Raw genomic sequence first — 23,208 nt, 5'->3', positions numbered from 1 at the left:
CTAAGGTTTTTAATTTTACTCTGACCCTCTTTATTCTTGTTGAAGATTTGGGTGCAGTGCACTATTCTTGAATCCTTACTTTCAAAGTGGTGGAGCACCGTTATGCATGCGCAAGGCCTATACGACCCAGCTAATGAACATGATGCCTGCGGCGTCGGTTTTATTGCCCATATCAAGGGCAAGAAAAACCATTCGATCGTCGAGCAAGGCTTGCTCATTCTGAAGAACCTCGACCACCGCGGCGCAGTCGGCGCTGACAAGTTGATGGGCGACGGTGCCGGTATCCTGATCCAGATTCCTGACCAGTACTATCGTGAAGAAATGGCGAAGCAGGGCGTTGAACTGCCGCCACCAGGCGAGTACGGTGTCGGTATGGTGTTCCTGCCGAAAGAAAATGCATCGCGCATCGCCTGCGAACAGGAAATCGAGCGCGCGGTATTGGCGGAAGGCCAGGTTGTTCTGGGCTGGCGCGATGTGCCGGTCGACATGGAAATGCCGATGTCGCCTACCGTGCGCGACAAAGAGCCGGTGATCCGCCAGATTTTCATTGGCCGTGGTCCGGACATCATGGTGACCGACGCGCTGGAACGCAAACTGTACGTGATCCGCAAATCGTCCGGTCACGCGATCCAGGCCCTGAATCTGTTGCATGGCAAAGAATTCTTCGTGCCGTCGATGTCGGCGCGTACCGTGGTGTACAAGGGTTTGCTGCTGGCCGATCAGGTTGGCGTCTACTATAAAGACTTGCAAGACGAGCGCTGTGTATCGGCGCTGGCGCTGGTGCATCAACGCTTCTCCACCAATACTTTCCCTGAATGGCCGCTGGCCCACCCCTACCGTCTGATCGCGCATAACGGCGAAATCAACACGGTCAAAGGCAACTTTAACTGGATGCGCGCGCGCGAAGGCGTGATGCAATCAGCGGTGCTGGGCGACGACCTCAAGAAGCTGTTCCCGCTGATCTATGAAGGTCAGTCCGATACTGCCTGTTTTGACAATGCACTGGAATTGCTGCTGATGGCGGGCTATCCGCTGGCACAGGCAATGATGATGATGGTGCCGGAAGCGTGGGAAAACCATACGCTGATGGACGACAACCGTCGCGCCTTCTACGAATATCACGCGGCCATGATGGAACCATGGGATGGTCCGGCAGCGATGGCCTTTACCGATGGCCGTCACATCGGCGGTACGCTGGACCGCAACGGTCTGCGTCCTGCGCGTTATATCGTGACGGATGATGATCTGGTGGTGATGGCTTCGGAATCCGGCGTGTTGCCGATTCCGGAATCGAAGATCATTCAGAAATGGCGCCTGCAACCGGGCAAGATGTTCCTGATCGATCTGGATGCCGGTCGCATCATCGACGACAAAGAACTCAAGGACACATACGCCAACGCCAAACCATACAAGCAATGGATTGCGTCGGTGCGCGTCAAGCTCGACGAACTCAAGGCCGAGCCGGTCGAATCCGGTTCCACCATTCCGCTGCTGGATCGTCAGCAAGTGTTTGGCTATACCCAGGAAGATATCAAGTTCCTGATGTCGCCAATGGCCGCATCGGCGGAAGAAGCCATCGGCTCGATGGGCAATGACTCGCCGCTGGCCGTCATGTCCAACAAGAACAAGACGCTCTACAACTACTTCAAGCAATTGTTCGCGCAAGTAACCAATCCGCCGATCGATCCGATTCGCGAAGCGATGGTGATGTCGCTGGTGTCGTTCATCGGCCCGCGTCCAAACCTGCTCGATACCAACAACATCAATCCACCGATGCGTCTGGAAGTGTCGCAGCCGATCCTGAACTACGCGGATATCGCCAAGCTGCGCAACATCAGCGCCCATACCGGCGGCAAGTTCAAGTCGCATGAACTGAACATCTGCTATCCGAAGGCATGGGGCAAAGAAGGTATCGAAGCACGTCTGGCATCGCTGTGCGCCAAAGCTGTCGACGCCGTCAAATCGGGTCACAACATTCTGATCGTGTCGGATCGCAAAGTGGATGCCGAACAGGTTGCGATTCCGGCGCTGCTGGCAACTTCCGCGATTCACCAGCATCTGGTGGCCAAGGGCTTGCGTACCTCGACCGGTCTGGTTGTGGATACCGGCTCGGCGCGTGAAACGCATCACTTTGCCTTGCTGGCAGGTTTCGGCGCGGAAGCGATTCACCCGTACCTGGCAATGGATACGCTGAGCGAAATGGCCAAGGATCTGCCGGGCGAGCTGTCGCCTGAAAAAGCCATCTACAACTTCCAGAAGGCAGTCGGCAAGGGCTTGCTGAAAGTCATGTCGAAGATGGGTATTTCGACATACATGTCGTACTGCGGCGCACAGATTTTCGAAGCAATCGGCCTCAACAAGGCGCTGGTCAACAAGTACTTCAAGGGGACCGCGTCGAACGTCGAAGGTATCGGCGTGTTCGAAGTGGCCGAAGAAGCATTGCGTCTGCACAACTCGGCATTCAGCAAGGATCCGGTGCTGGCCAACGCGCTCGACGCCGGTGGTGAATATGCATTCCGTATTCGCGGTGAAGAACACATGTGGACGCCGGATGCGATTGCCAAGTTGCAGCATTCGACCCGCGCCAACAATTTCAACAGCTATAAAGAATACGCACAAATCATCAACGACCAGTCGCGTCGTCATATGACGCTGCGTGGTTTGTTCGAATTCAAGATCGATCCTTCCAAGGCAATTTCGATTGACGAAGTCGAGCCAGCCAAGGAAATCGTCAAGCGTTTTGCTACCGGCGCGATGTCGCTCGGTTCGATTTCGACCGAAGCGCACGCCACGCTGGCAGTTGCCATGAACCGTATTGGCGGCAAGTCGAATACCGGTGAAGGCGGCGAAGATGAAAACCGCTATCGCAATGAATTGAAAGGCATCCCGATCAAGCAGGGCGAAACACTGGCTTCGGTAATCGGTAAAGACCGCATCGAAGTGGATATTCCGTTGCTGGACGGCGATTCCCTGCGCTCACGCATCAAGCAGGTGGCGTCCGGTCGTTTTGGCGTCTCGGCGGAGTACCTGATTTCTGCGGATCAGATTCAGATCAAGATGGCGCAGGGCGCGAAGCCGGGCGAAGGCGGTCAACTGCCAGGTCACAAGGTATCCGAATACATCGCCAAATTGCGCGTGTCGGTGCCGGGCGTCGGTTTGATTTCGCCGCCGCCGCATCATGATATTTATTCGATCGAAGATCTGGCACAACTGATCCATGATCTGAAGAACGTCAATCCGCGCGCTTCGATTTCGGTCAAGCTGGTGTCGGAAGTCGGTGTCGGCACGGTTGCTGCCGGGGTTGCCAAGGCCAAGTCGGATCACGTCGTGATCGCTGGTCATGATGGCGGTACCGGTGCTTCGCCGCTGTCGTCGATCAAGCATGCCGGTACGCCATGGGAACTCGGTCTGGCCGAAACCCAGCAGACACTGGTATTGAACGGCTTGCGCAATCGTATCCGGGTCCAGGCCGATGGTCAGATGAAGACCGGTCGTGACGTCGTGATCGGCGCGCTGCTCGGTGCCGATGAGTTCGGTTTCGCGACGGCACCGCTGGTGGTCGAGGGTTGCATCATGATGCGCAAATGTCATCTGAATACCTGCCCGGTCGGTGTTGCTACGCAAGATCCTGTATTGCGCGCCAAGTTCTCCGGTCGTCCTGAGCATGTCGTCAACTTCTTCTTCTTCATCGCAGAAGAAGTACGTCAGATCATGGCGCAGCTCGGTATCCGCAGCTTCAACGAACTGATCGGCCGCGCCGATCTGCTCGACCGCAGCAAGGCTATCCAGCACTGGAAAGCCAAGGGTCTGGATTTCAGCAAGATTTTCTATCAGCCGGAAACGACTTCCCCGTACTTCCATACCGAAACGCAAGACCACGGTCTGGACAAGGCACTCGATCACAAGCTGATCGCACAAGCCCGGATTGCACTGGACAAGGGCGAGAAGGTCTCGTTCATTTCGCCGATCCGCAATTTGAACCGTACTGTCGGCGCCATGCTGTCGGGTGAAGTCGCCAAACGTTATGGTCACGAAGGTTTGCCGGATGACACCATCCATATCCAGTTGCAAGGAACTGCAGGCCAGTCGGCCGGTGCATTCCTGGCACACGGCATCACGCTGGATCTGGTCGGCGAAGGTAATGATTATGTCGGCAAGGGGTTGTCGGGTGGTCGCATCATCGTGCGTCCGAATACCGAATTCCGCGGCCGCGCAGTCGATAACATGATCTCCGGCAATACCGTGCTGTACGGTGCGATTGCAGGTGAAGCATTCATCAATGGCGTGGTCGGCGAGCGTTTCGCGGTGCGTAACTCGGGCGCGACTACAGTGGTCGAAGGTACTGGCGACCACGGTTGTGAATACATGACCGGCGGCACGGTGGTGGTACTCGGCGGTACCGGTCGCAACTTTGCGGCGGGTATGTCTGGCGGTATCGCTTACGTCTACGACGAAGATGCTGACTTTGCTGGCAAGTGCAACATGGCGATGGTGGCACTGGAAAAGGTCTTGTCCGATGCCGAGCAAGAAGCCGGTGTTGATCGCGCCATCTGGCACAGCCTGCAACGCAACGGTCAGGGCCAGACGGATGAATTGATTTTGCGTGGTCTGATTGAGCGTCACTTCAAGTACACCGGCAGTACCCGTGCCCGTTTCTTGCTGGATAACTGGGCGGTATCGCGCAACAAGTTCGTGAAGGTATTCCCGACCGAGTACAAGCGCGCGCTTGGCGAGTTGAATGCAGCCAAAGTGAATGCCAAGGAAAAGGTCGCGGCGTAAGCCGGCGGCCAGCCTCAAGCGATTTATCTGATACGCATGGCTGATGTCTCATGTGAATGACATCAGCCGATTATCCTTAGCGAAGAATGTGAGTGGAAAATGGGTAAAGTAACCGGTTTCATGGAATTTGAGCGTCTGAAAGAGGCGAGTGAAGCGCCGCAGTCGCGCACCAAACATTACAAAGAATTCGTTTTGCATCTGGGCGACAAAGAAGCCAAGATTCAGGGCGCGCGCTGCATGGATTGCGGCATCCCGTTCTGCAACAACGGCTGCCCGGTCAACAACATCATTCCTGACTGGAATGATCTGGTGTATCAGGGCGACTACCAGCAAGCGCTCGACACCTTGCACTCGACCAACAATTTCCCCGAGTTCACCGGCCGCATCTGCCCGGCGCCATGCGAATCCGCATGCACATTGGGCATCAACAGCGATGCCGTCGGCATCAAGTCGATTGAGCATTTCATCATCGACAAGGGTTGGGAAAACGGTTGGGTCGTGCCGCAACCGGCACAAGTCAAGACCGGCAAGAAAGTGGCCGTGGTCGGCTCCGGTCCTGCCGGCATGGCGGCAGCACAGCAACTGGCGCGTGCCGGCCATGATGTGACGGTATTTGAAAAGAATGATCGCGTCGGCGGTTTGCTGCGTTATGGCATTCCTGACTTCAAGATGGAAAAGACACACATCGATCTGCGCGTGCAACAGATGGAAGCCGAAGGCGTGGTATTCCGTACCAGCGTGCTGGTCGGCAAGGATTTTCCCGCCAATGTCACCAACTGGTCGAAAGAAACCATTTCGCCGGAACAGCTCAAGCAAGACTTCGATGCCGTCGTGATTGCCGGCGGTGCCGAGCAACCGCGCGACTTGCCGGTGCCAGGTCGCGAACTGAAGGGCGTCCATTTCGCGATGGATTTCCTGCCGCTGCAAAACAAGGTCAACGCCGGCGACAAGATCAAGGGCCAATTGCTGGCAACCGACAAGCATGTGGTGGTGATCGGTGGTGGTGATACCGGTTCCGATTGCGTTGGTACCTCGAACCGTCATGGCGCAGCTTCGGTGGCGCAATTCGAATTGATGCCGCAACCGCCGGAAACCGAGAACAAGCCGCTGGTCTGGCCTTACTGGCCGACCAAGCTGCGTACTTCGTCGTCGCATGAAGAAGGTTGCGAACGTGACTGGGCAGTTGCCACCAAACGCCTGGAAGGCAAAAATGGCAAGGTCGAGAAACTGGTTGCCGCACGCGTCGAATGGAAAGACGGCAAGATGCAGGAAGTGCCGAACTCGGAATTCGAAATGAAGGCCGATCTGGTCTTGCTGGCGATGGGTTTTGTGTCGCCGGTGCAGCAAGTGCTGGACGCGTTCGGTGTTGACAAGGATGCGCGCGGCAATGCCAAGGCAACTACCGATGGCGACGGCTGCTACAAAACTTCGGTCGACAAGGTATTTGCCGCAGGCGATATGCGTCGCGGTCAGTCGCTGGTCGTGTGGGCGATCCGTGAAGGCCGTCAGTGCGCACGTGCAGTCGATGAATTCCTGATGGGTTCTTCGCTGTTGCCACGCTAAGCATTACCGGCAGTCGTTGCCGGCGATAAAAACAGACCGGGCCAGTCGGAATCGTATTTCCGTCTGGCCCGGTTTGCATTTTGCCGGGCTCAAGTAGAATGGCAGGCATGTGCTTGATTCAGGATGACCATGTCTAACGCGATCCAATACCGTATTACTTCCACTGATGCCGGCGCCCATTTGTTCGAGGTGTCGCTCACCGTTGCCAATCCTGCTGCAGACGGACAGGTGTTCAGTCTGCCGGCCTGGATTCCGGGCAGTTACATGATTCGCGAGTTTGCGCGCAATATCGTTCAAATCCGTGCCGGGTCGAATGGCAAAAAAATCACGCTCAAAAAACGCGACAAGCATAGCTGGCAAGCTGCCCCGTGCAGCGGTCCGCTGACCCTGAGCTATCAGGTGTATGCCTGGGATTTATCGGTTCGCACGGCACATCTTGATCAGACCCATGCATTTTTCAATGGCACCAGCGTATTTCTGCGGGTGGAAGGGCAAGAGCATGTGCCGCATATCGTCGATATGGTGCGCCCGGCCGGTGACGCATTCAAACGCTGGCGTGTGGCTACCGCATTGCCGGAGCTGAAGGCGAAGCGCTATGGCTTCGGCACTTACATCGCAGCCGATTACGACGAGCTGATTGATCATCCGGTAGAACAGGGCAATTTTGCGCTGGCAACGTTTTCTGCGCATGGTGTTGCACACGACATCGTGATTACCGGTCAGGTGCCGAATCTCGATATGGATCGCCTGAGTGCAGATCTGAAAAAAATATGTGAAGCGCAGATCGCTTTTTTTGAACCGAAAAGCCGGCGTGCCCCGATGTCGCGTTATGTATTCATGACGCTGGCAGTCGGCGACGGCTATGGCGGACTCGAACATCGGGCATCGACCGCCCTGATTTGCGCGCGCAGCGATTTGCCGGTCAAAGGCAAGGCCGCGCTGAGTGATGGCTACCGGACTTATCTGGGTTTGTGCAGCCACGAGTACTTCCATACCTGGAACGTCAAGCGCATCAAACCGGCAGCGTTTGCGCCATATGATCTGCAAAATGAGAACTACACCTCGCTGTTGTGGTTGTTCGAAGGCTTTACCAGCTATTACGACGATCTGTTTCTGGTGCGCAGCGGTGTGATCGATACTGATGCTTATCTCAAGCTGGTAGCAAAAACAGTCAACGGGGTACTGCGCGGAACCGGCCGCCGCAAGCAGAGCGTGGCGGAATCGAGTTTCGATGCCTGGGTCAAATATTATCGCCAGGATGAAAATGCGCCGAATGCCATCGTCAGCTATTACACCAAGGGTTCGCTGGTCGCGCTGGCGCTGGATTTGACGATACGCAGCGAAACCAATGGCAAGAAGTCGCTGGACGATGTCATGCGTGCCTTGTGGCAGACCTGTGGCCGTCGCTTTTATGCGCGTGATGGTGGCAAGGGTATCGCCGAGGATGAAGTTGAGACACTGTTCAATGAAGTCACCGGGTTGAAGCTGAAGCGCTTCTTTGACCGCTATATTCGCGGCACGGATGACCTGCCGCTGGAACAATTGCTGGCACCGTTTGCGGTGACGTATGCGGACACTGCCAAAAATACCAAGCCGAGCCTTGGCGTGCGTTTGTCGCGTGACAATGGTGACTCAAAGATTGCCAGTGTGTACGAGGGCGGGGCGGCGCATCGTGCCGGTTTGTCGGCGGGTGACCGGCTGGTGGCGCTGGATGGATTGCGGGTGCCGGCAGCCGGGCCGGATGAATTGCTGAATCGCTACAACGTCAATGATGCAGTGACCTTGCATGTGTTCCGACGCGATGAATTGCTGACGTTCACATTCAAACTCAGCCGTGATGATGCACCGCAGGTCGCATTGACCGTGCAATCCAAGCCGGTGGCAGCGACGCGGAAACGGACTGCCTGGCTGGAAAAGTGATTTCCCGCAGCAACAGGCAATAAAAAACCCGCCGAGGCGGGTTTTTTATTTGACGCTTGCAATGCAGAGTCGAATTACTTCGCTGCTGCGTCGCCTGCGGCTGGTGCTGCCGGTGCTTCAGCTTCAACCTTGCCAGCCGGTACCGAAGCGGTAGCGATGGTTGGGTTGTCTTGAGTCACTGCAGTCACGCCGTTTGGCAACTTGATGTCGGCCAGGTGAATCGAGTGACCGACTTCCAGCTTGGCCAGATCAACTTCAACGAATTCAGGCAGATCTTTTGGCAGGCAGGAGATATCCAGCTCGGACAGCACGTGGCTGATGATACCGGCCGACAGCTTGACTGCTGGCGATGTTTCAGCGTTCACGAAGTGCAGTGGCACCTTGACGTGAATCTTCTGGGAAGCATCAACGCGTTGGAAGTCAACGTGCAGAACCAGTTGTTTGTATGCGTGGACCTGGAAGTCGCGCAACAGAACTTGTTCAACCTTGCCTTCGATTTCCAGATCGAGAATCGACGAGTGGAATGTTTCTTTTTTCAGTGCATGGTACAGCGCGTTGTGATCAAGTGTCACAGATACTGGTGCGCTGGTGCCGCCGTAGACGATACCTGGCGTTTGACCAGCAATACGCAGGCGGCGGCTCGCTCCGGTCCCCTGCTCTTTGCGTGGAAATGCGATTACTTTCATTTTAAGCTCCATTGATGCGGGGCCAGGCCCCGCGTTAAAAATCCCCCGCGACCAGGGGATTCAAGTAGCTCCTTCACTTGCGTGAAGAAGCAAAATTACTGTGCCGGTTTAATCGGCAAACAAGGACATCACAGAATCGCCCTTGCTGATACGTTTGAAGGTTTCTGCCAGCAACGATGCGCAGGACAACTGGCGAATCTTGTCGCAAGCCTTGGCTGCATCGGACAACGGAATCGTGTCGGTAACCACCAGCTCATCGAGCGGCGAATTGACAATGCGGTCAATCGCCGGACCCGACAATACCGGGTGAGTACAGTAGGCCACGACTTTTTTCGCGCCGCGTTCTTTCAATACTTCAGCAGCCTTGGTCAGCGTACCGGCGGTATCGACCATGTCATCCATGATCACGCAGTTGCGGCCTTCGACTTCACCGATGATGTTCATCACTTCCGAGACGTTGGCCTTCGGACGACGTTTGTCGATGATTGCCAGATCGCAATTGAGGCGTTTGGCCAGCGCGCGGGCGCGTACTACGCCGCCGACGTCAGGCGAGACCACCAGCAGGTCGTCGTAGTTCTTGCTGACCAGATCGCCCAGCAAAATCGGTGATGCATAAATATTGTCGACCGGAATGTCGAAGAAGCCCTGAATCTGGTCTGCGTGCAGATCCATGATCAATACGCGTTCGACGCCAGCTTCCTGCAGCATGTTGGCGACCACCTTGGCCGAGATCGCAACCCGCGCCGAACGCGGACGACGGTCTTGGCGGGCATAGCCGTAGTAGGGAATCGCTGCTGTAATGCGACCGGCGGATGCACGTTTGAGCGCATCGACCATCAGCATGATTTCCATCAGGTTGTCATTGGTGGGGGCGCATGTCGATTGCAGCACGAATACGTCTTTGCCGCGCACGTTTTCATTGATCTCGACCATGACTTCACCGTCGGAGAACTTGGAAACATTCGCCTTGCCGAGCGGAATCCCCAGCTTTTCGGCAACTCCGCGCGCTAATTCCGGATAGGCGTTGCCGGTAAAAACCATCAGGTTTTCATATGCCATGTGGGTATCCCTGAATGCAATCGTTATAAAGTCGAAAAGCCGACAATGCACGACTAGGTCTTAGTCTTGCGTTGGCGGCTTGTTTCTTACTCAATCGTTTCTCTATCGGACGATATTGCCCAAATTCAATGGCAGGGGAACAAGGATTCGAACCTTGGAATGCCGGAATCAAAATCCGGTGCCTTAACCAACTTGGCGATTCCCCTACGCAATCTGCTGTTTGCCGTTTTATCACACCTTTTGCAGAAACAGGTGCAATTCTTCGTCAAACCAATTCTTGGTTACGAGCCTGATAAATGGTGCAGAGGATGATACTGCAATCCCCGGGCTTTCCAACCGGTCCATTCCGAAGGCACTTTGCTGAGTGCTTCGTCTGCTTGCGCCTCATGTTCAAAAGAACAGAATACACATGCACCTGATCCGGTCATCCTTGCATCTCCGTATGTCTTCAGCCACTGTATTGCTGCTGCGACAGGCGGGAAATGTTTGGTTACCACCATTTCCAAGTCGTTTTTGCCGAAGCCCGTATCGAAAAGATTTTTGGCTTCAGGAAAGTCCGTTATTCTGACGACTTTTGAATCCCTTGTCAATTCTTTGGATGAAAATATTATTGAAGTCGGAATCGAGACGCCCGGCTCAATGACAAGGTACCAGCGATCAGGGGTTTTGAGGGGCGTCAGCGCTTCGCCGACACCTTCGGCGAAGGCGTTTTGACCGAACACAAAAAACGGCACATCGGCCCCCAATTGCAGCCCCAGGGCCATCAATTGTTCACGCGTCAGTCCGGTCTGCCACAAATGATTCAATACCATCAGTGTTGTCGCTGCATCGGATGAGCCGCCCCCAAGACCACCACCCATCGGCAGACGCTTGTGAACGGTGATGTCGGCGCCAAGATCGCTGCGTCCGGCAGCGGTTTGCAACAGTTTGGCGGCACGCACCACCAGATCGGTTTCTGCCGGCACGCCGGGAATGTCGTTGCAGCGCTGGATCTGGCCATCATCGCGGGTGACGAAATCCAGCGTGTCACTGCGATCGATCAGTTGAAACAGCGTTTGCAGCAAGTGATAACCGTCGGGACGGCGGCCGACCACGTGCAGAAACAGATTGAGCTTTGCCGGCGCCGGGCAATTGAGCAGACTGACGGACATGAGATTAACGTGGCTGCCAGGTGTCGATGACGATGCGAATCGATACCTGACCCGCCTGTTCGGTATTGCGTGACAGGTCAATGCGTTTTGGATGGCTGCTGTTCGCGCCGTCTTCACGTTGCCAGGTGTCGTAGCTGATTTTCCAGCCATCGGGCGATTGCAAGCTCGATTCGGTATCGGCGGGGACCGCAACATAAGGACCGCCGGCGTCATGGCGGCTGAATCCTTGCAGCCAGTCGCGCAGTCCGGATACCGGCAATGGCCATCCCAGCGCCAGTTCGGTGAGCGTATCGACATCGGCTGCCGTTCTTGGCGGCTTGCCTGATTGCGTCAGTGACGCCATACCGGGCTTGATGGTAATCGTCGCCAGCGTCTGGCCCAGCGGCGACAGCAAATCGACTACCGTCTGCTGCTGCTGCTGATCCCAGGTAAAACTGCCATGGATTGCCTGTTCCTTGTCATTTTGCTGATAGCGCACCGACATCCGTCCGCTCAGGCTGATGCTTTGCTGGTAGTTGCGCGCCACATTGGAGGCGGCCGGCGTGGCCGGCCCTTGGAACGTGGAGCAGCCAGCGAGAATGGCGGTGAAGGCCAGCGTTGCGACAGGGGCGCCAAGGCGCCGGATAGGTAAAAGAAAATCCATTCAGTAATCGGCCAGGTTTATAGCTGCACGTTAAGTCGGGTCAGGGTCGCTTTCAACGCTTCATTGCCGGGATCCTTGCTTTGGGCGTCACGCCAGAGCTGTTTGGCTTCTTCCTTTTTGCCGCGTACCCAGAGCAATTCGCCCAGATGCATGCCTATTTCCGGATCCGGCCGCAACCCATAGGCGCGGCGCAATTGGTTTTCCGCTTCATCGAGATTGCCGAGGCGGAACTGGATCCAGCCCAGGCTATCGGTGATGAAGGCATCATCAGGTGCCAGTTCCGATGCCTTCTTGATCAGGGTGAGTGCTTCCGGCAGGCGGGTATTGCGATCGGCCAGCGAGTATCCCAGCGCGTTGTAGGCATGCTGATTGGCCGGGTTGATTGCCATGATCTTGCGCAATGCCGCTTCCATCGACACATAGTCGCCGAGCTTGTCAGCGGCCATGGCGTAGTCATACAGCAGCTCGGTATTGTCAGGGAAGCGCTTCAGGCCACTCTGCAATACTGCGGCAGCTTCGGCGTGACGGTTGGTGTCGCGCAGAATTTGGGCTTCGCCCTGAATCAGTTGCAGTTGTTCGCGTTCACTGCCGGCTTCCAGTTGTGCCTGCTCCAGCACCTTGCGGGCGCCGTCGATGTCACCGCGCCGTGCCAGCAACTGCCCACGCCGGATCTGGGCATTGACATACGCCTCGCCCGGTTCGACCTGTTCCAGCCATTTCAATGCGCCATCGATATCGTTGCGCTCTTCGGCGATCTGCGACAGCAAGAGCAGGGCCTGAGTCGGTTCCCGTTCATCTTCCGGTTGCGTTGCCAGTACTGCCAGGTAACGTTTGAGATAGCCTTCGGCTTCCTGCAACTTGCCGGTCTGGACGCTCAGGATGCCGAGCGCAAACAAGGTGGTCAGGTCATCGGCGTCGCTCTTGAGCAGCGTTTCAAACTGATTGCGGGCGTCGACGTATTGTTTTTGCTCTACCAGGCCGCGGGCATAGGCAATCCGTACTTCGCGCGCATCGGGATAGCGTTTCAGGAAATTGCCGACCAGCTTCATGGCTTCGGCCGGGTCTTGCGTTACCTGAGCGACAGTGAGAATTGCCAGTTCGGAGTCGGGTTTGATCTTGAGTGCGGTATCTGCTTCCTTGCGGGCGGTAGCGATGTCGCCGTTGGCATAGGTCGCCTGCGCCAATGCCAGATGCGATTCCAGCAGGTCGGAGTAGGGCGCCACCACATCACGCAGAATCGACAGCGCCAATGCTTTGTCCTTGGCGCGTGCCAGCAGGCGCTGGATTTGAAGAATCATCGGTCCGCGTGCCTGCGGCGCGGCATCGGCCAGCCGCTGCGACAGCAATGGCTGGATTTCCGAAATATTCTCGCTCAGCATGATCAGGCCGAGATAGTTTTGCAGGGCCTCATCAGAATGCGGCGCCAGTTCGGTCCACAGCCGGACTGCCGTCAGTGCTTCGTGCGGGCGTCGCGCCGACAATGCAATCTCGGCGGCACGCCGTGCCAGGCGCGGATCGCGGGTCTGTTGTGCGGTGCTGAGCAAGGTGACATAGGCGGCCTGCCATTGTCCGCGCTGGAAGGCGATTTCCGAGCTGAGCACCTTGTACAGGATTTCTTCGCTCAGTTCGTTGCCTGGTAATACATCCTCTGTCTGCTGGACCTTGGCCTTGAGCAGCGACTTGCTGCGGGCATTGGCCGGGGCCTTCTTGGTATTGGCCGCAGCCTTGTCGGCAGCGGTCGGAGCCGATTCTGTCTCGCTGGGTTGTCGCAGGCTTGCGCACGCGGACAGCATGACGGAGAGCGTTACAATGGCGAGAGGTTTTTTCAAGGGAAAATCCTGAATGTGCAGACAAACTTCGATTTTACGCTCAACCGCACGTTTATAGGTGCAAGCGAGTGCAAACCATCTGCTTTATCATAGCCGCCTTGACCCATATCGCCTGCCCCCATGCCTGAATTGCCTGAAGTTGAAGTTACCCGACGCGGTGTTGCCCCTTATCTGGAAGGAAAGACGGTCAGCGCGGTCGTCATGCGCCATACCGGTTTGCGCTGGCCGTTTCCGGCCGATCTTGAGCAGGAGCTGGCAGGCAAGCGGATTATCAAGACCGGGCGGCGCGGCAAGTACCTGCTGATTCACTTTGCGCATGGCACCCTGATCGTGCATTTGGGAATGTCCGGCCACTTGCGGATTCTGCCGCCCGGGATTGTGCCGCAAAAACATGATCATTTCGATCTGGTGGCTGGCGGCAAAGTCATGCGCATGACGGATCCGCGGCGCTTTGGTGCGGTATTGTGGCACCCGGCGAGCGAAGGGCCGGTGGAGGAGCATCTGTTATTGCGTGGTCTTGGGCTGGAACCGCTGGAAGAAGTCTTTTCGGCGCGCGAATTGCACCGGCAGACGCGTACCCGCAGTGCGCCGATCAAGCAAGTACTGCTGGCCGGCGACATCGTGGTTGGCGTCGGCAATATTTATGCATCGGAAAGTCTGTTCCGGGCCGGAATCAATCCCAAGACACCGGCCCGCAAAATCAGTCTGGCGCGTTACGAAAAACTGGTGATTGCGATCCGCGAAATTCTGGCTGCTGCAATCGAGCAGGGCGGCAGCAGTCTCAAGGACTTCATCGCCGTCAATGGTCAATCCGGCTATTTTCAGCAAAGCTATTTTGTATATAACCGTACCGGCATGGCGTGCCGTGTCTGCACGGCGCCGATCCGTCAGATCAAGCAAGGTCAGCGCTCCACCTTCTATTGTGTCAACTGCCAACGATGAAACGCGTCATCGCCAAAGCGCCACTGTCGACCGCGCCTTCTGAATTCGTCGATCCATCGTTTTCCGCGGCCGTCATCGGCTGGCAGAAACAACATGGCAGACATGCACTGCCGTGGCAAAACACGCGCGATGCCTATCGCATCTGGTTGTCCGAAATCATGTTGCAGCAAACGCAGGTGACTGCGGTAATTCCCTATTACCAGCGGTTTCTGGACAGCTTTCCGGATGTCGGCAGTCTGGCTGCGGCACCGTCCGAAGCGGTGATGGCGCATTGGAGCGGACTTGGTTATTACACGCGCGCGCGCAATTTGCATCGCTGTGCCCAGCGCGTGAGCGCCGAATATGGCGGACGTTTCCCCAGTGATCCTGAGTTGCTGGCCGATCTGCCCGGTATTGGCCGCTCCACAGCCGCCGCCATTTCCGCATTTGCCTACGGTACACGCGCGGCGATTCTCGATGGCAACGTCAAGCGGGTATTTGCACGGGTTTTCGGCGTCGATGGCTATCCCGGCGCCAAGGCGGTTGAAGATCAGTTGTGGCGACGCGCCGTGGCTTTGTTGCCGCAAACCGACATGGAATCGTATACCCAGGGATTGATGGATCTGGGAGCGACACTTTGTGTGCGCGGCAAGCCGGCTTGTGAAAAATGTCCGCTGGCGCAGCGTTGTGTGGCGCTGGCGACTGATCGTGTTGCAGTGCTGCCGGTGCGCAAGCCTAAAAAGGCGGTGCCGGAACGCGAAACCGTGATGCTGGTAATCAATGATGGTGCTGATGTCTTGCTTGAGCAGCGTCCTGACAGCGGTATCTGGGGTGGCTTGCTGTCACTGCCGGAATTGCCGCTCATGCCCAATGCGGCGGAATTCGATAGGTCGGTACGAGGTCTCGTGGCGCCATTCGGCGAGATCTCGGCGTGTCGCAAGCTGACACCGTTTTCTCACGTATTCACCCATTTCAAATTGCATGTGTCGCCATATCAGGTCGCACTCGAAAGCCGATTGCTGCATGCCGCGCAACACCAATACGTGTGGTATCCGGTGAGCAGGCTGGCTGATGCGCCATTGCCGGCGCCGGTCAAGAAATTGCTGCTGGCGGTGTTGCAGACGGAAGATTTGCTGAGCGAAGCTGCGGCGCTCTGATTGCAGAGCGCCGCAGTGTCATTTGTGAAATGAGTTTTGCTGGCGATGCCGGCGCACCACATGTTCGGTGGCGGCAAAATGCATGGCCAATTGTTCCGCGATATACACCGAGCGGTGCTGGCCGCCCGTACAGCCGATAGCGACTGTCAGATAACTGCGGTTATCGCGCTTGAATGCCGGTAACCATTTCTCAATGAAATTGCGGATGTCGCTCAGCAGATCGTCGACTTCCGGCAAGGCCGCCAGAAAATCGATGACCGGCTGATCGAGTCCGGTGAGCGGCCGCAGTCGCAGGTCGTAATGCGGATTCGGCAGCATGCGGACGTCGAACACGATGTCGGCGTCGAGCGGCACCCCGAACTTGAACGCGAATGACTCGAACAGCAGTGTCAGCGAAGCTCGCTCGACGTCGATCAGATCGGTGATCCAGCTGCGCAGTTTGCTGGCGCTCAGGCCCGAGGTGTCGATCACGTGGCCGATACCTTCAATGGCGCTGAGCATTTCGCGTTCGAGGTGAATGCATTCGGTCAGCGTCAACCGGTCGGCGGGATTGTGATCCGGCAGCAGCCGATGCGACAAGGGATGACTGCGACGGGTTTCAGAAAAGCGGGTTACCAGGACTTCAGTGGTGGCGGTCAGGAAAAATACCTTGACGTCATGCCCCTCGTCCTTGAGTTGCTGAATATCTGCTCCAAGACTGGCCAGCGAGCCGGCACTGCGGGCATCGGTGGCGACGGCCAGCATTTCGGCGCCTTCCCGGATACGGGTGCCGACCAGATCGCGCAGCAAGGTCGGCGGCAGATTGTCGACGCAGAAATAGCCGGCATCTTCGAGCACGTGGAGTGCTACTGATTTACCGGAGCCGGAAATGCCAGTGATGAGAACGATACGCATGGCGCAATGATAACGCAGCTTGCGATTTGTTTTCGCCGGGCATGAAAAATGACGATGCGGATTTCTATTCGCCGTTCATGGCTTTGCGCTGGCGGTCGATGAATTCTTTCAAGGTATCGATACCGCGCAGTTGGAGAATGGTGTTGCGCACTGCGGCTTCCAGCAGCACCGCAATATTGCGGCCGGCTGCCACCGGAATCACTACTTTGCGGATAGGCAATCCCAGTACATCTTCAAATTGCGCATCCAGCGGCAAGCGCTCGTAGTTTTCTTCCAGCGTACTGCGTCGCACCAGATGCACAATCAATTTCAGGCGCATTTTGCGTCGCACTGCGGTTTCGCCGAAGATGGCCTTGATGTCGAGCAAGCCCAGGCCGCGCACTTCCAGCAGATTTTGCAGCAGCGACGGGCAACGGCCTTCAATCATGTTCGGTGCGATGCGCGCAAATTCGACAGCGTCGTCAGCGACCAGGCCGTGGCTGCGGGAAATCAATTCCAGCCCCAGTTCGCTTTTACCGAGGCCGGATTCGCCGGTGATCAGCACGCCGACACCCAATACATCCATGAAAACGCCGTGCATGGTGATTTGCTGCGCCAGTTTCTTGGACAGATAGACGCGCAGGTAATCAATTACCTGTGCTGCCGGCAACGGCGTCGAAAACAAGGGAATATTCTTTTCGTCGCACACCGCCAGAATGTCAGGCGGTGTGGCCAGGCCCTGCGCGATGATGAAAGCCGGTGGCTCGCCGGCCACCAGCTCAGCAGTCTGGTAGGCGCGCGAAGTGTTGGATAAGCGCTGGTAGTACTCGGTTTCCTGATGGCCGAAGACTTGAATCCGTCCCGGGTGAATCAGATTCAAGTGACCTACCTGATCGGCGGCGGATGCCGCATCGCCTGAAATCAGGCGTTCTCCGCCCGGAAAACCGGCGAACCAGCCCAGTTGCAATGATTCGCGATTTTCTTCGTACAGTTGTTGTATCGATAATGCGGTATAGGCGGGCATGGCAATCCGATGAGGCAAGCGAACGAGACTGTCTCGGAGCTGGTGCCCCGGACGCGCGAATTAATTGTTTTTTTCCAGCGATGCTTGCCAGCTGACCAGACGGGCATAAACCAATGCCGGTTCGGCTTCGGCAGACAACTCGGCGCGGAACGCGTCATCAGAAAACATTTCAGCAATTTCTGAAAGTATTTCCAGATGTTGTTGCGTAACGTGATCGGGAATCAGCAGGAAGATCAGCAGTTTGACGGGCTGACCATCAGGCGATTCGAACGGGATCGGCTCTGCCAGCCGCATGAACAATGCCAGCGGTGCTTTTAAACCTTTGATGCGACCATGCGGTACGGCAACACCGTGGCCGAGTCCGGTCGAGCCCAGTCGTTCACGGGCAAACAGGTTTTCGGATACGGTGGAGCGCGCAATGCCGCTGTTGTTTTCAAAGGTCAGGCCAGCTTGTTCGAAAGCTCGTTTTTTACTGGAAACTTCTAGATCCAGAACAACGTTTTCTGGCGACAGGATTTTTGCAAGATTTGTCATGACACAAGGGGAAGCAAGGCGGACTTTTGTGCAGGATTATAGGCTTCTTTATGAGTTCTGCAACGCATTCCGTATTTGCCGTGCGGCAAAGTGTTGCCCGGTTTCAACCGGGCAACATCGATGCCAGAGAGCGCAATTACAACTCGATACGACCGAAAATCAACAGTACATCGCCGTTGTTTTTGTTTTTTGAAAAACGCGGCACATAGGAAAACATGATTTTTGCTTTTTTGGTGCCAATCGATGCCAGCGGCAGTGGTACCGGAAACGGCACGCCACCGAAATAATCCTGGCGGCTCATCAGCATGGCGGTACCGCCGAGCCCGACTTCGAGTGGCGAATGACCCAGCGACCATACCCATTCATAGGCGTAGCCGGCCATGATCTGCGGATGCTTGTGCGAATCCCGGATGACGAAGCCGTACAGCGATTCATCGTTGCCGCTTTCGTTGCGCAGCGTTTTTCCGTAGCCCAGGCCCCAGGCCTTTTCATTGAGTTCAGCCAGTTTTTCTGCCGAATAGGTACTGCGTCCATGATAGGCATAACCGGACAGATAAATGGCGTCGTCGCCCTTGTCCCAGATATTTGCTGCATGGCTCTTGGTGCTGTCCCACCAGCTGAATTCATCGCTTTGTTGTGCCAGTGCCGGCGCGCTCAAGGCTGCGCATGCAAAAGCGGATGCCGCCAGCAATGCTGTGCGGCTTTTGAGGGGAGTAAGGCTTTTCATGTTTTTCTTAAATGGCATGGTTTTTTTGAGCACAGCGCATCCCGGCAAGTGTTGCTTATTCAATGTTCAGGCAAAAAACATTCAATCAGGAAGGGCATCGGCAAAAAACGGCCGCCGTGAAGCGTCGCGTCGTATTGCACACTGCGCTGACGTTGAAACGTGTTCTTCAGACCAATTGTAGTGGCCTGAAGTTTCGTCTGACGTAGCGAAATGGTATCAAATTGTTGCGGAAGGATTGCGTGATGTGTTTGCGTGGCGCAACGAAAAAAACAATAAATTTTTCTGTGCGCCAACAAATTTTACGGAGTGATTCTTAGTACGCTTGCGCCGCCGGAGTTACTGGCGGGCGTTACGCAAATTGGATGGCAGGCTGCCACTCGAGAAGTTACTGCGCCAGGGATTGATGTCGAGTCCGCCGCGTCGCGTGTAGCGCGCATACACGGCCAGCTTTTGCGGTTTGCACTGGCGCAGGATATCCACAAAAATGCGTTCCACGCATTGCTCGTGAAATTCGTTGTGTTCGCGGAATCCGATCAGATACTTCAATAATGCTTCTTGCTCAATCGGTGCGCCGACGTAGCGAATTTGCACGCTGCCCCAATCGGGTTGGCCGGTCACCGGACAATTTGATTTCAGCAAATGCGATACCAGTGTTTCTTCAACCGCTGCTTCGTCATGCCGCGCCTTGAGCAGATCAGGATCGGGGTGACGGTCGACAACTTCGATATCAAGCCGGTCGAGCAGCAATCCACTCAGTTCGCCCATTTTCAATTGCTGAAAATTGCCAGCTTCGGTCAGGGTTACCTGTACCGGTGCTCCTGCTGCGGCAGACAAATCCTTTTGCAGGATGGCGCTGAGTGCCTGCGCATCGTCGAGCCGGGCCTGGTTGAAGGAGTTCAGGTACAGCTTGAATGACTTCGATTCAATGATGAAAGCGGAGTCGGCCGGCACCAGGAATGTGGCAATCGCGATGCACGGTTTGCCGCGCTGATTGAGCCACGATACCTCGTAGGCGTTCCAGAGATCGACGCCGAAAAACGGCAGCGTGCCATGCAGTCCCAGTTCGTCGCGCTTGGCCTGGCGCGGGATCGGGAACAGCAGGGACGGGTTGTAGGCATCCGGGTATTCGGATGCCTTTCCCAGTGGCGAGGTGTCAGGCGAATTGGCGTGCATGATGAACGATCGTGATATCGGCATTAGCCGAGGAACAGTTTGTACAAGGGATTTTTGCTTTCATCCCAGTGCCGGTATCCCAGATTGCTGAGGAACAGGCGGAAGGTTTTCATTTCTTTTTTCGGCACTTGCAAGCCGACCAGAATGCGGCCGACGTCGCTGCCTTGATTGCGGTAATGGAACAGGCTGATATTCCAGTTCGGATTCATCGCGTTCAGGAAGCGCATCAGTGCACCCGGACGTTCCGGGAATTCAAACCGGTACAGCAATTCGTTTTGCGCCAGCAGGCTCTTGCCGCCGACCAGATGGCGAATGTGAACCTTGGCCAGTTCGTCGTGCGTCAGATCCAGCGTGGCAAATCCCTGCTTTTCGAAATTGCGGGCGATTTTGGCCGACTCGTCCTGACTATCGGTCTGAATGCCAACGAAAATGTGCGCCGATTTTTCATCGCTGATGCGGTAGTTGAATTCGGTAACGTTGCGCGGACCGACGGTTTCACAAAAACGTTTGAAGCTGCCGTGTTCTTCCGGAATGGTGACGGCAAAAACCGCTTCACGCGACTGGCCGACATCTGCCATCTCGGCGACGAAGCGCAGACGGTCGAAGTTCATGTTGGCGCCGCAGGCAATCGTGATCAGCGCTTCATTCTTGATCGGTTTCTTGCTGTTCTTGGCGCGTTCGATATACGCCTTGGCGCCGGCGACGGCGAGCGCGCCGGCCGGTTCCACAATGCTGCGGGTGTCCTGGAAAATATCCTTGATCGCGGTACAGACGGCATCGGTATCAACAATGATGATGTCATCCACATACAACTTGGCCATGCGGAAGGTTTCTTCGCCGACCAGTTTGACGGCAGTGCCGTCCGAGAACAGACCGACATCCGGCAAGGTGATGCGACGGCCGGCCTTCAGGCTGCGGGCCATGGCATCGGAATCAGCAGTCTGCACACCGATGATCTTGATGTCCGGACGCACGGCCTTGACGTAAGCGGCAATCCCCGAGATCAGACCGCCGCCGCCGATGGCGACAAAAATCGCATGGATCGGATCGGCATGCTGACGCAGAATTTCCATGCCGACGGTGCCTTGTCCGGCAATCACATACGGATCATCGAACGGGTGGACAAAGGTCAGCTTCAGCTTCTTTTCGAGCGTCAGTGCGTGATTGTAGGCATCTGTGAAGGAGTCGCCGTGCAACACGACTTCACCACCGCGCGCCTTTACTGCCTCAATCTTGACGGTCGGCGTCGTGGTGGGCATCACGATCACGGCGCGACAGCCGAGTTTGGCGGCGGACAGCGCCACGCCCTGGGCATGATTGCCGGCCGACGCACAAATCACGCCGCGCTTCAGTTGGGCCGGCGTCAGATGCGCCATTTTGTTGTAAGCGCCGCGCAGCTTGAAGCTGAAGACGCTTTGCATGTCTTCCCGCTTGAAATAAATGCGGTTTTCCATCCGCTCCGAGAGAGTGTTGGCGAGCTCCAAAGGTGTTTCTATGGCGACGTCGTAGACCCGGGCGGTCAGAATTTTTTGCAGATAATCGGTAGTCATGGTCCAGTCTAGGCAGAGTCTGTCAAGCGCGCCTTGGCGCGAATCCGCAATATTGCGACGCTTGCGAGGAACTGGTCATTATAATGGACGCTCAAAGCCGGGCGCTGTCCGATTGCGCAAACCGCCCCGGGCTTGTCGTTTTTCTCTAACCTTTTCCCCTCTACGCATGATTGAATCCGCCGTTTTATGGATGTTGAATGTACTCGCCGTACCGACCGTCGGACTGACTTCCGTCTTCATCATCAGTTTCGTTTCTGCCACGCTGCTGCCGCTCGGTTCGGAACCCGCTGTGTTCGCCGTGATCAAGGCCAATCCGGCCATGTACTGGTCAGTCATTCTGGTGGCTACGGTCGGCAACACTCTGGGTGGGGTGGTGGATTACTGGATGGGATATGGCGCCAAGCAGGCGTTTGCCAAGGAGCGCAGCAGCAAATGGTTTGGCTGGCTGGAGCGGTTCGGTGCCAAAACCATGCTGCTCGGCTGGCTGCCCGGGATCGGTGATCCGATTTGTACACTGGCCGGCTGGTTGCGTTTGCCATTCTGGCCATCGGTGTTTTATATGGCGGTCGGCAAATTCCTGCGCTATATCCTGATGACCTGGCTGCTGCTGAATGTGCCGGACGGTTTCTGGCGTTCGGTGGCTGACTGGCTGGCGTAAACGCGGTCGCCTGTCAGCGCGTCATCCGAGCAAGACATCGAGCAGCATCATCGTCACGAAACCTGCCAATAAGCCCAGTGTGGCTTGCGTTTCGTGGCCTTGACGGTGCGATTCGGGGATCACTTCATGGCTGATCACAAATAACATTGCGCCGCCTGCGCCAGCCAGAGTCCATGGCAGGGCCGTGGCCGAGATGCCGGTTGCCAGCGCGCCCAGCACGCCGCCAATCGGTTCCACCAGTCCGGACAGAATGCCGGCACCGGCCGCTTTGAGCGGCGAGTAGCCCAGCGTGCGCAAGGCCAATGCGACAACCAGACCTTCCGGGATATCTTGAATGCCGATGCCGGTAGCCAGGGCGACGGCCTTGCCGAAGTCATCGCCGCCAAAGCCGACGCCGATGGCCAGGCCTTCCGGGAAATTGTGAATCGTCACTGCCAGCACGAACATCCAGATCCGGCTGCTGCGGGCCGATGAAATGGCGGCATTGGGGGCGATGAAGTGTTCATGCGGCACCAGATGATTGATCGCCAGCACAAACAAACCGCCAAGCATGATGCCGGTAGCCGTCAGCAAGACCGCTGCGGTTTTTTCGTAGCCGAGCGCCTGCGCCTGTTGCATGGCCGGCAAGATCAGTGAAAACACGCTGGCCGCCAGCATCACGCCGCCGCCGTAGCCGAGCAGTATGTCCTGCATGCGCAAGGAAATGCGGCGCGTGAACAGAACCCCCAGCGCACCCAGCGCAGTCAGGCCTGCCGCAGCAGAAGAGGCAATCAACGCCTGCTTCACATGCGGATAGGCGACGAAGAAGCCGGAGGCGGCATCAGCCAGCTTTGCCAGCAGAAACACTGCGGCAACCGCCAGCATGGCAATCTGACGGAAACGCAGTTGCAACCACGGGCGCTTGGCGGCAGTCGATGGAATCGGTATATCTTGGTTCAATGTGGGGATCATGGCAGGCATC

General features: G+C 56.4%; 18 protein-coding genes and 1 tRNA gene. 6 read left to right on the top strand and 13 right to left on the bottom strand.

Annotated features, from left to right (window positions below; translation table 11 throughout):
- Nucleotides 1–102 precede the first annotated feature (102 nt).
- The 3 genes from AKL27_RS10670 to AKL27_RS10660 all read left to right on the top strand — a co-directional run bounded on the left by AKL27_RS10670 (nucleotide 103) and on the right by AKL27_RS10660 (nucleotide 8,262).
- Entirely contained in the window at nucleotides 103–4,779 is a 4,677-nt protein-coding gene (locus AKL27_RS10670) for a glutamate synthase-related protein (protein ID WP_050462807.1), read from the top strand.
- A gap of 99 nt (nucleotides 4,780–4,878) precedes the next feature.
- Entirely contained in the window at nucleotides 4,879–6,342 is a 1,464-nt protein-coding gene (locus tag AKL27_RS10665) for a glutamate synthase subunit beta (protein ID WP_050462806.1), read from the top strand.
- A 129-nt stretch (nucleotides 6,343–6,471) separates the two neighbouring features.
- A complete protein-coding gene (locus tag AKL27_RS10660; protein WP_157056882.1) occupies nucleotides 6,472–8,262 on the top strand; it encodes a M61 family metallopeptidase in 1,791 nt (596 codons plus the stop codon).
- A 74-nt stretch (nucleotides 8,263–8,336) separates the two neighbouring features.
- Here AKL27_RS10660 and AKL27_RS10655 read toward each other — a convergent pair whose 3' ends face one another.
- The 6 genes from AKL27_RS10655 to AKL27_RS10630 all read right to left on the bottom strand — a co-directional run bounded on the left by AKL27_RS10655 (nucleotide 8,337) and on the right by AKL27_RS10630 (nucleotide 13,630).
- On the bottom strand, nucleotides 8,337–8,948 hold the full coding sequence (locus tag AKL27_RS10655; protein ID WP_050462804.1) for a 50S ribosomal protein L25/general stress protein Ctc: 612 nt from the start codon (nucleotides 8,946–8,948) through the stop codon (nucleotides 8,337–8,339).
- Between the two features lie 108 nt (nucleotides 8,949–9,056).
- On the bottom strand, nucleotides 9,057–10,007 hold the full coding sequence (locus AKL27_RS10650) for a ribose-phosphate pyrophosphokinase (protein WP_050462803.1): 951 nt from the start codon (nucleotides 10,005–10,007) through the stop codon (nucleotides 9,057–9,059).
- Nucleotides 10,008–10,136: 129 nt separating this feature from the next.
- Nucleotides 10,137–10,213, bottom strand: a tRNA-Gln gene (locus AKL27_RS10645).
- Nucleotides 10,214–10,288: 75 nt separating this feature from the next.
- Entirely contained in the window at nucleotides 10,289–11,158 is an 870-nt protein-coding gene (gene ispE, locus AKL27_RS10640) for a 4-(cytidine 5'-diphospho)-2-C-methyl-D-erythritol kinase (RefSeq protein WP_050462802.1), read from the bottom strand.
- Between the two features lie 4 nt (nucleotides 11,159–11,162).
- The gene (gene lolB, locus AKL27_RS10635; RefSeq protein WP_050462801.1) at nucleotides 11,163–11,801 is read right to left on the bottom strand and encodes a lipoprotein insertase outer membrane protein LolB; all 639 of its coding nucleotides are present in this window, start codon (nucleotides 11,799–11,801) and stop codon (nucleotides 11,163–11,165) included.
- Between the two features lie 17 nt (nucleotides 11,802–11,818).
- Nucleotides 11,819–13,630, bottom strand: coding sequence for a tetratricopeptide repeat protein (locus AKL27_RS10630; protein ID WP_232310962.1), 1,812 nt, complete (start codon nucleotides 13,628–13,630; stop codon nucleotides 11,819–11,821).
- Between the two features lie 120 nt (nucleotides 13,631–13,750).
- Here AKL27_RS10630 and mutM point away from each other — a divergent pair, with 120 nt between their 5' ends.
- Nucleotides 13,751–14,572, top strand: a complete 822-nt coding sequence (gene mutM, locus AKL27_RS10625; protein WP_050462799.1) for a bifunctional DNA-formamidopyrimidine glycosylase/DNA-(apurinic or apyrimidinic site) lyase — start codon at nucleotides 13,751–13,753, stop codon at nucleotides 14,570–14,572.
- Complete coding sequence (gene mutY / locus AKL27_RS10620; protein ID WP_050462798.1) at nucleotides 14,569–15,708, top strand: A/G-specific adenine glycosylase; 1,140 nt, start codon at nucleotides 14,569–14,571, stop codon at nucleotides 15,706–15,708. The genes mutM and mutY overlap by 4 nt, the downstream gene beginning before the upstream one ends.
- A gap of 18 nt (nucleotides 15,709–15,726) precedes the next feature.
- Here mutY and rapZ read toward each other — a convergent pair whose 3' ends face one another.
- The 6 genes from rapZ to ilvA form a co-directional block, all read right to left on the bottom strand.
- Nucleotides 15,727–16,602, bottom strand: coding sequence for an RNase adapter RapZ (rapZ, locus tag AKL27_RS10615; protein ID WP_050462797.1), 876 nt, complete (start codon nucleotides 16,600–16,602; stop codon nucleotides 15,727–15,729).
- A gap of 64 nt (nucleotides 16,603–16,666) precedes the next feature.
- Nucleotides 16,667–17,605: an HPr(Ser) kinase/phosphatase gene (gene hprK / locus AKL27_RS10610; protein WP_050462796.1), complete on the bottom strand. Its 939-nt coding sequence runs from the start codon at nucleotides 17,603–17,605 to the stop codon at nucleotides 16,667–16,669.
- A gap of 60 nt (nucleotides 17,606–17,665) precedes the next feature.
- Nucleotides 17,666–18,139, bottom strand: a complete 474-nt coding sequence (locus tag AKL27_RS10605; protein ID WP_050462795.1) for a PTS sugar transporter subunit IIA — start codon at nucleotides 18,137–18,139, stop codon at nucleotides 17,666–17,668.
- 136 nt (nucleotides 18,140–18,275) lie between these two features.
- Nucleotides 18,276–18,866: a hypothetical protein gene (locus AKL27_RS10600; protein WP_050462877.1), complete on the bottom strand. Its 591-nt coding sequence runs from the start codon at nucleotides 18,864–18,866 to the stop codon at nucleotides 18,276–18,278.
- A 336-nt stretch (nucleotides 18,867–19,202) separates the two neighbouring features.
- On the bottom strand, nucleotides 19,203–20,039 hold the full coding sequence (gene queF, locus AKL27_RS10595; protein ID WP_232310961.1) for an NADPH-dependent 7-cyano-7-deazaguanine reductase QueF: 837 nt from the start codon (nucleotides 20,037–20,039) through the stop codon (nucleotides 19,203–19,205).
- Nucleotides 20,040–20,062: 23 nt separating this feature from the next.
- The gene (ilvA, locus tag AKL27_RS10590; RefSeq protein WP_050462793.1) at nucleotides 20,063–21,589 is read right to left on the bottom strand and encodes a threonine ammonia-lyase, biosynthetic; all 1,527 of its coding nucleotides are present in this window, start codon (nucleotides 21,587–21,589) and stop codon (nucleotides 20,063–20,065) included.
- 166 nt (nucleotides 21,590–21,755) lie between these two features.
- Here ilvA and AKL27_RS10585 point away from each other — a divergent pair, with 166 nt between their 5' ends.
- Nucleotides 21,756–22,247, top strand: coding sequence for a YqaA family protein (locus tag AKL27_RS10585; RefSeq protein ID WP_050462792.1), 492 nt, complete (start codon nucleotides 21,756–21,758; stop codon nucleotides 22,245–22,247).
- 21 nt (nucleotides 22,248–22,268) lie between these two features.
- Here the strand turns inward: AKL27_RS10585 and AKL27_RS10580 are convergent, their stop codons facing one another.
- Nucleotides 22,269–23,198, bottom strand: a complete 930-nt coding sequence (locus tag AKL27_RS10580; RefSeq protein WP_157056889.1) for a ZIP family metal transporter — start codon at nucleotides 23,196–23,198, stop codon at nucleotides 22,269–22,271.
- Nucleotides 23,199–23,208: the final 10 nt, after the last annotated feature.

Source organism: Herbaspirillum autotrophicum (assembly GCF_001189915.1).
GTDB lineage: Bacteria > Pseudomonadota > Gammaproteobacteria > Burkholderiales > Burkholderiaceae_D > Herbaspirillum > Herbaspirillum autotrophicum.
This window is presented reverse-complemented; position numbering and strand designations above follow the sequence as displayed.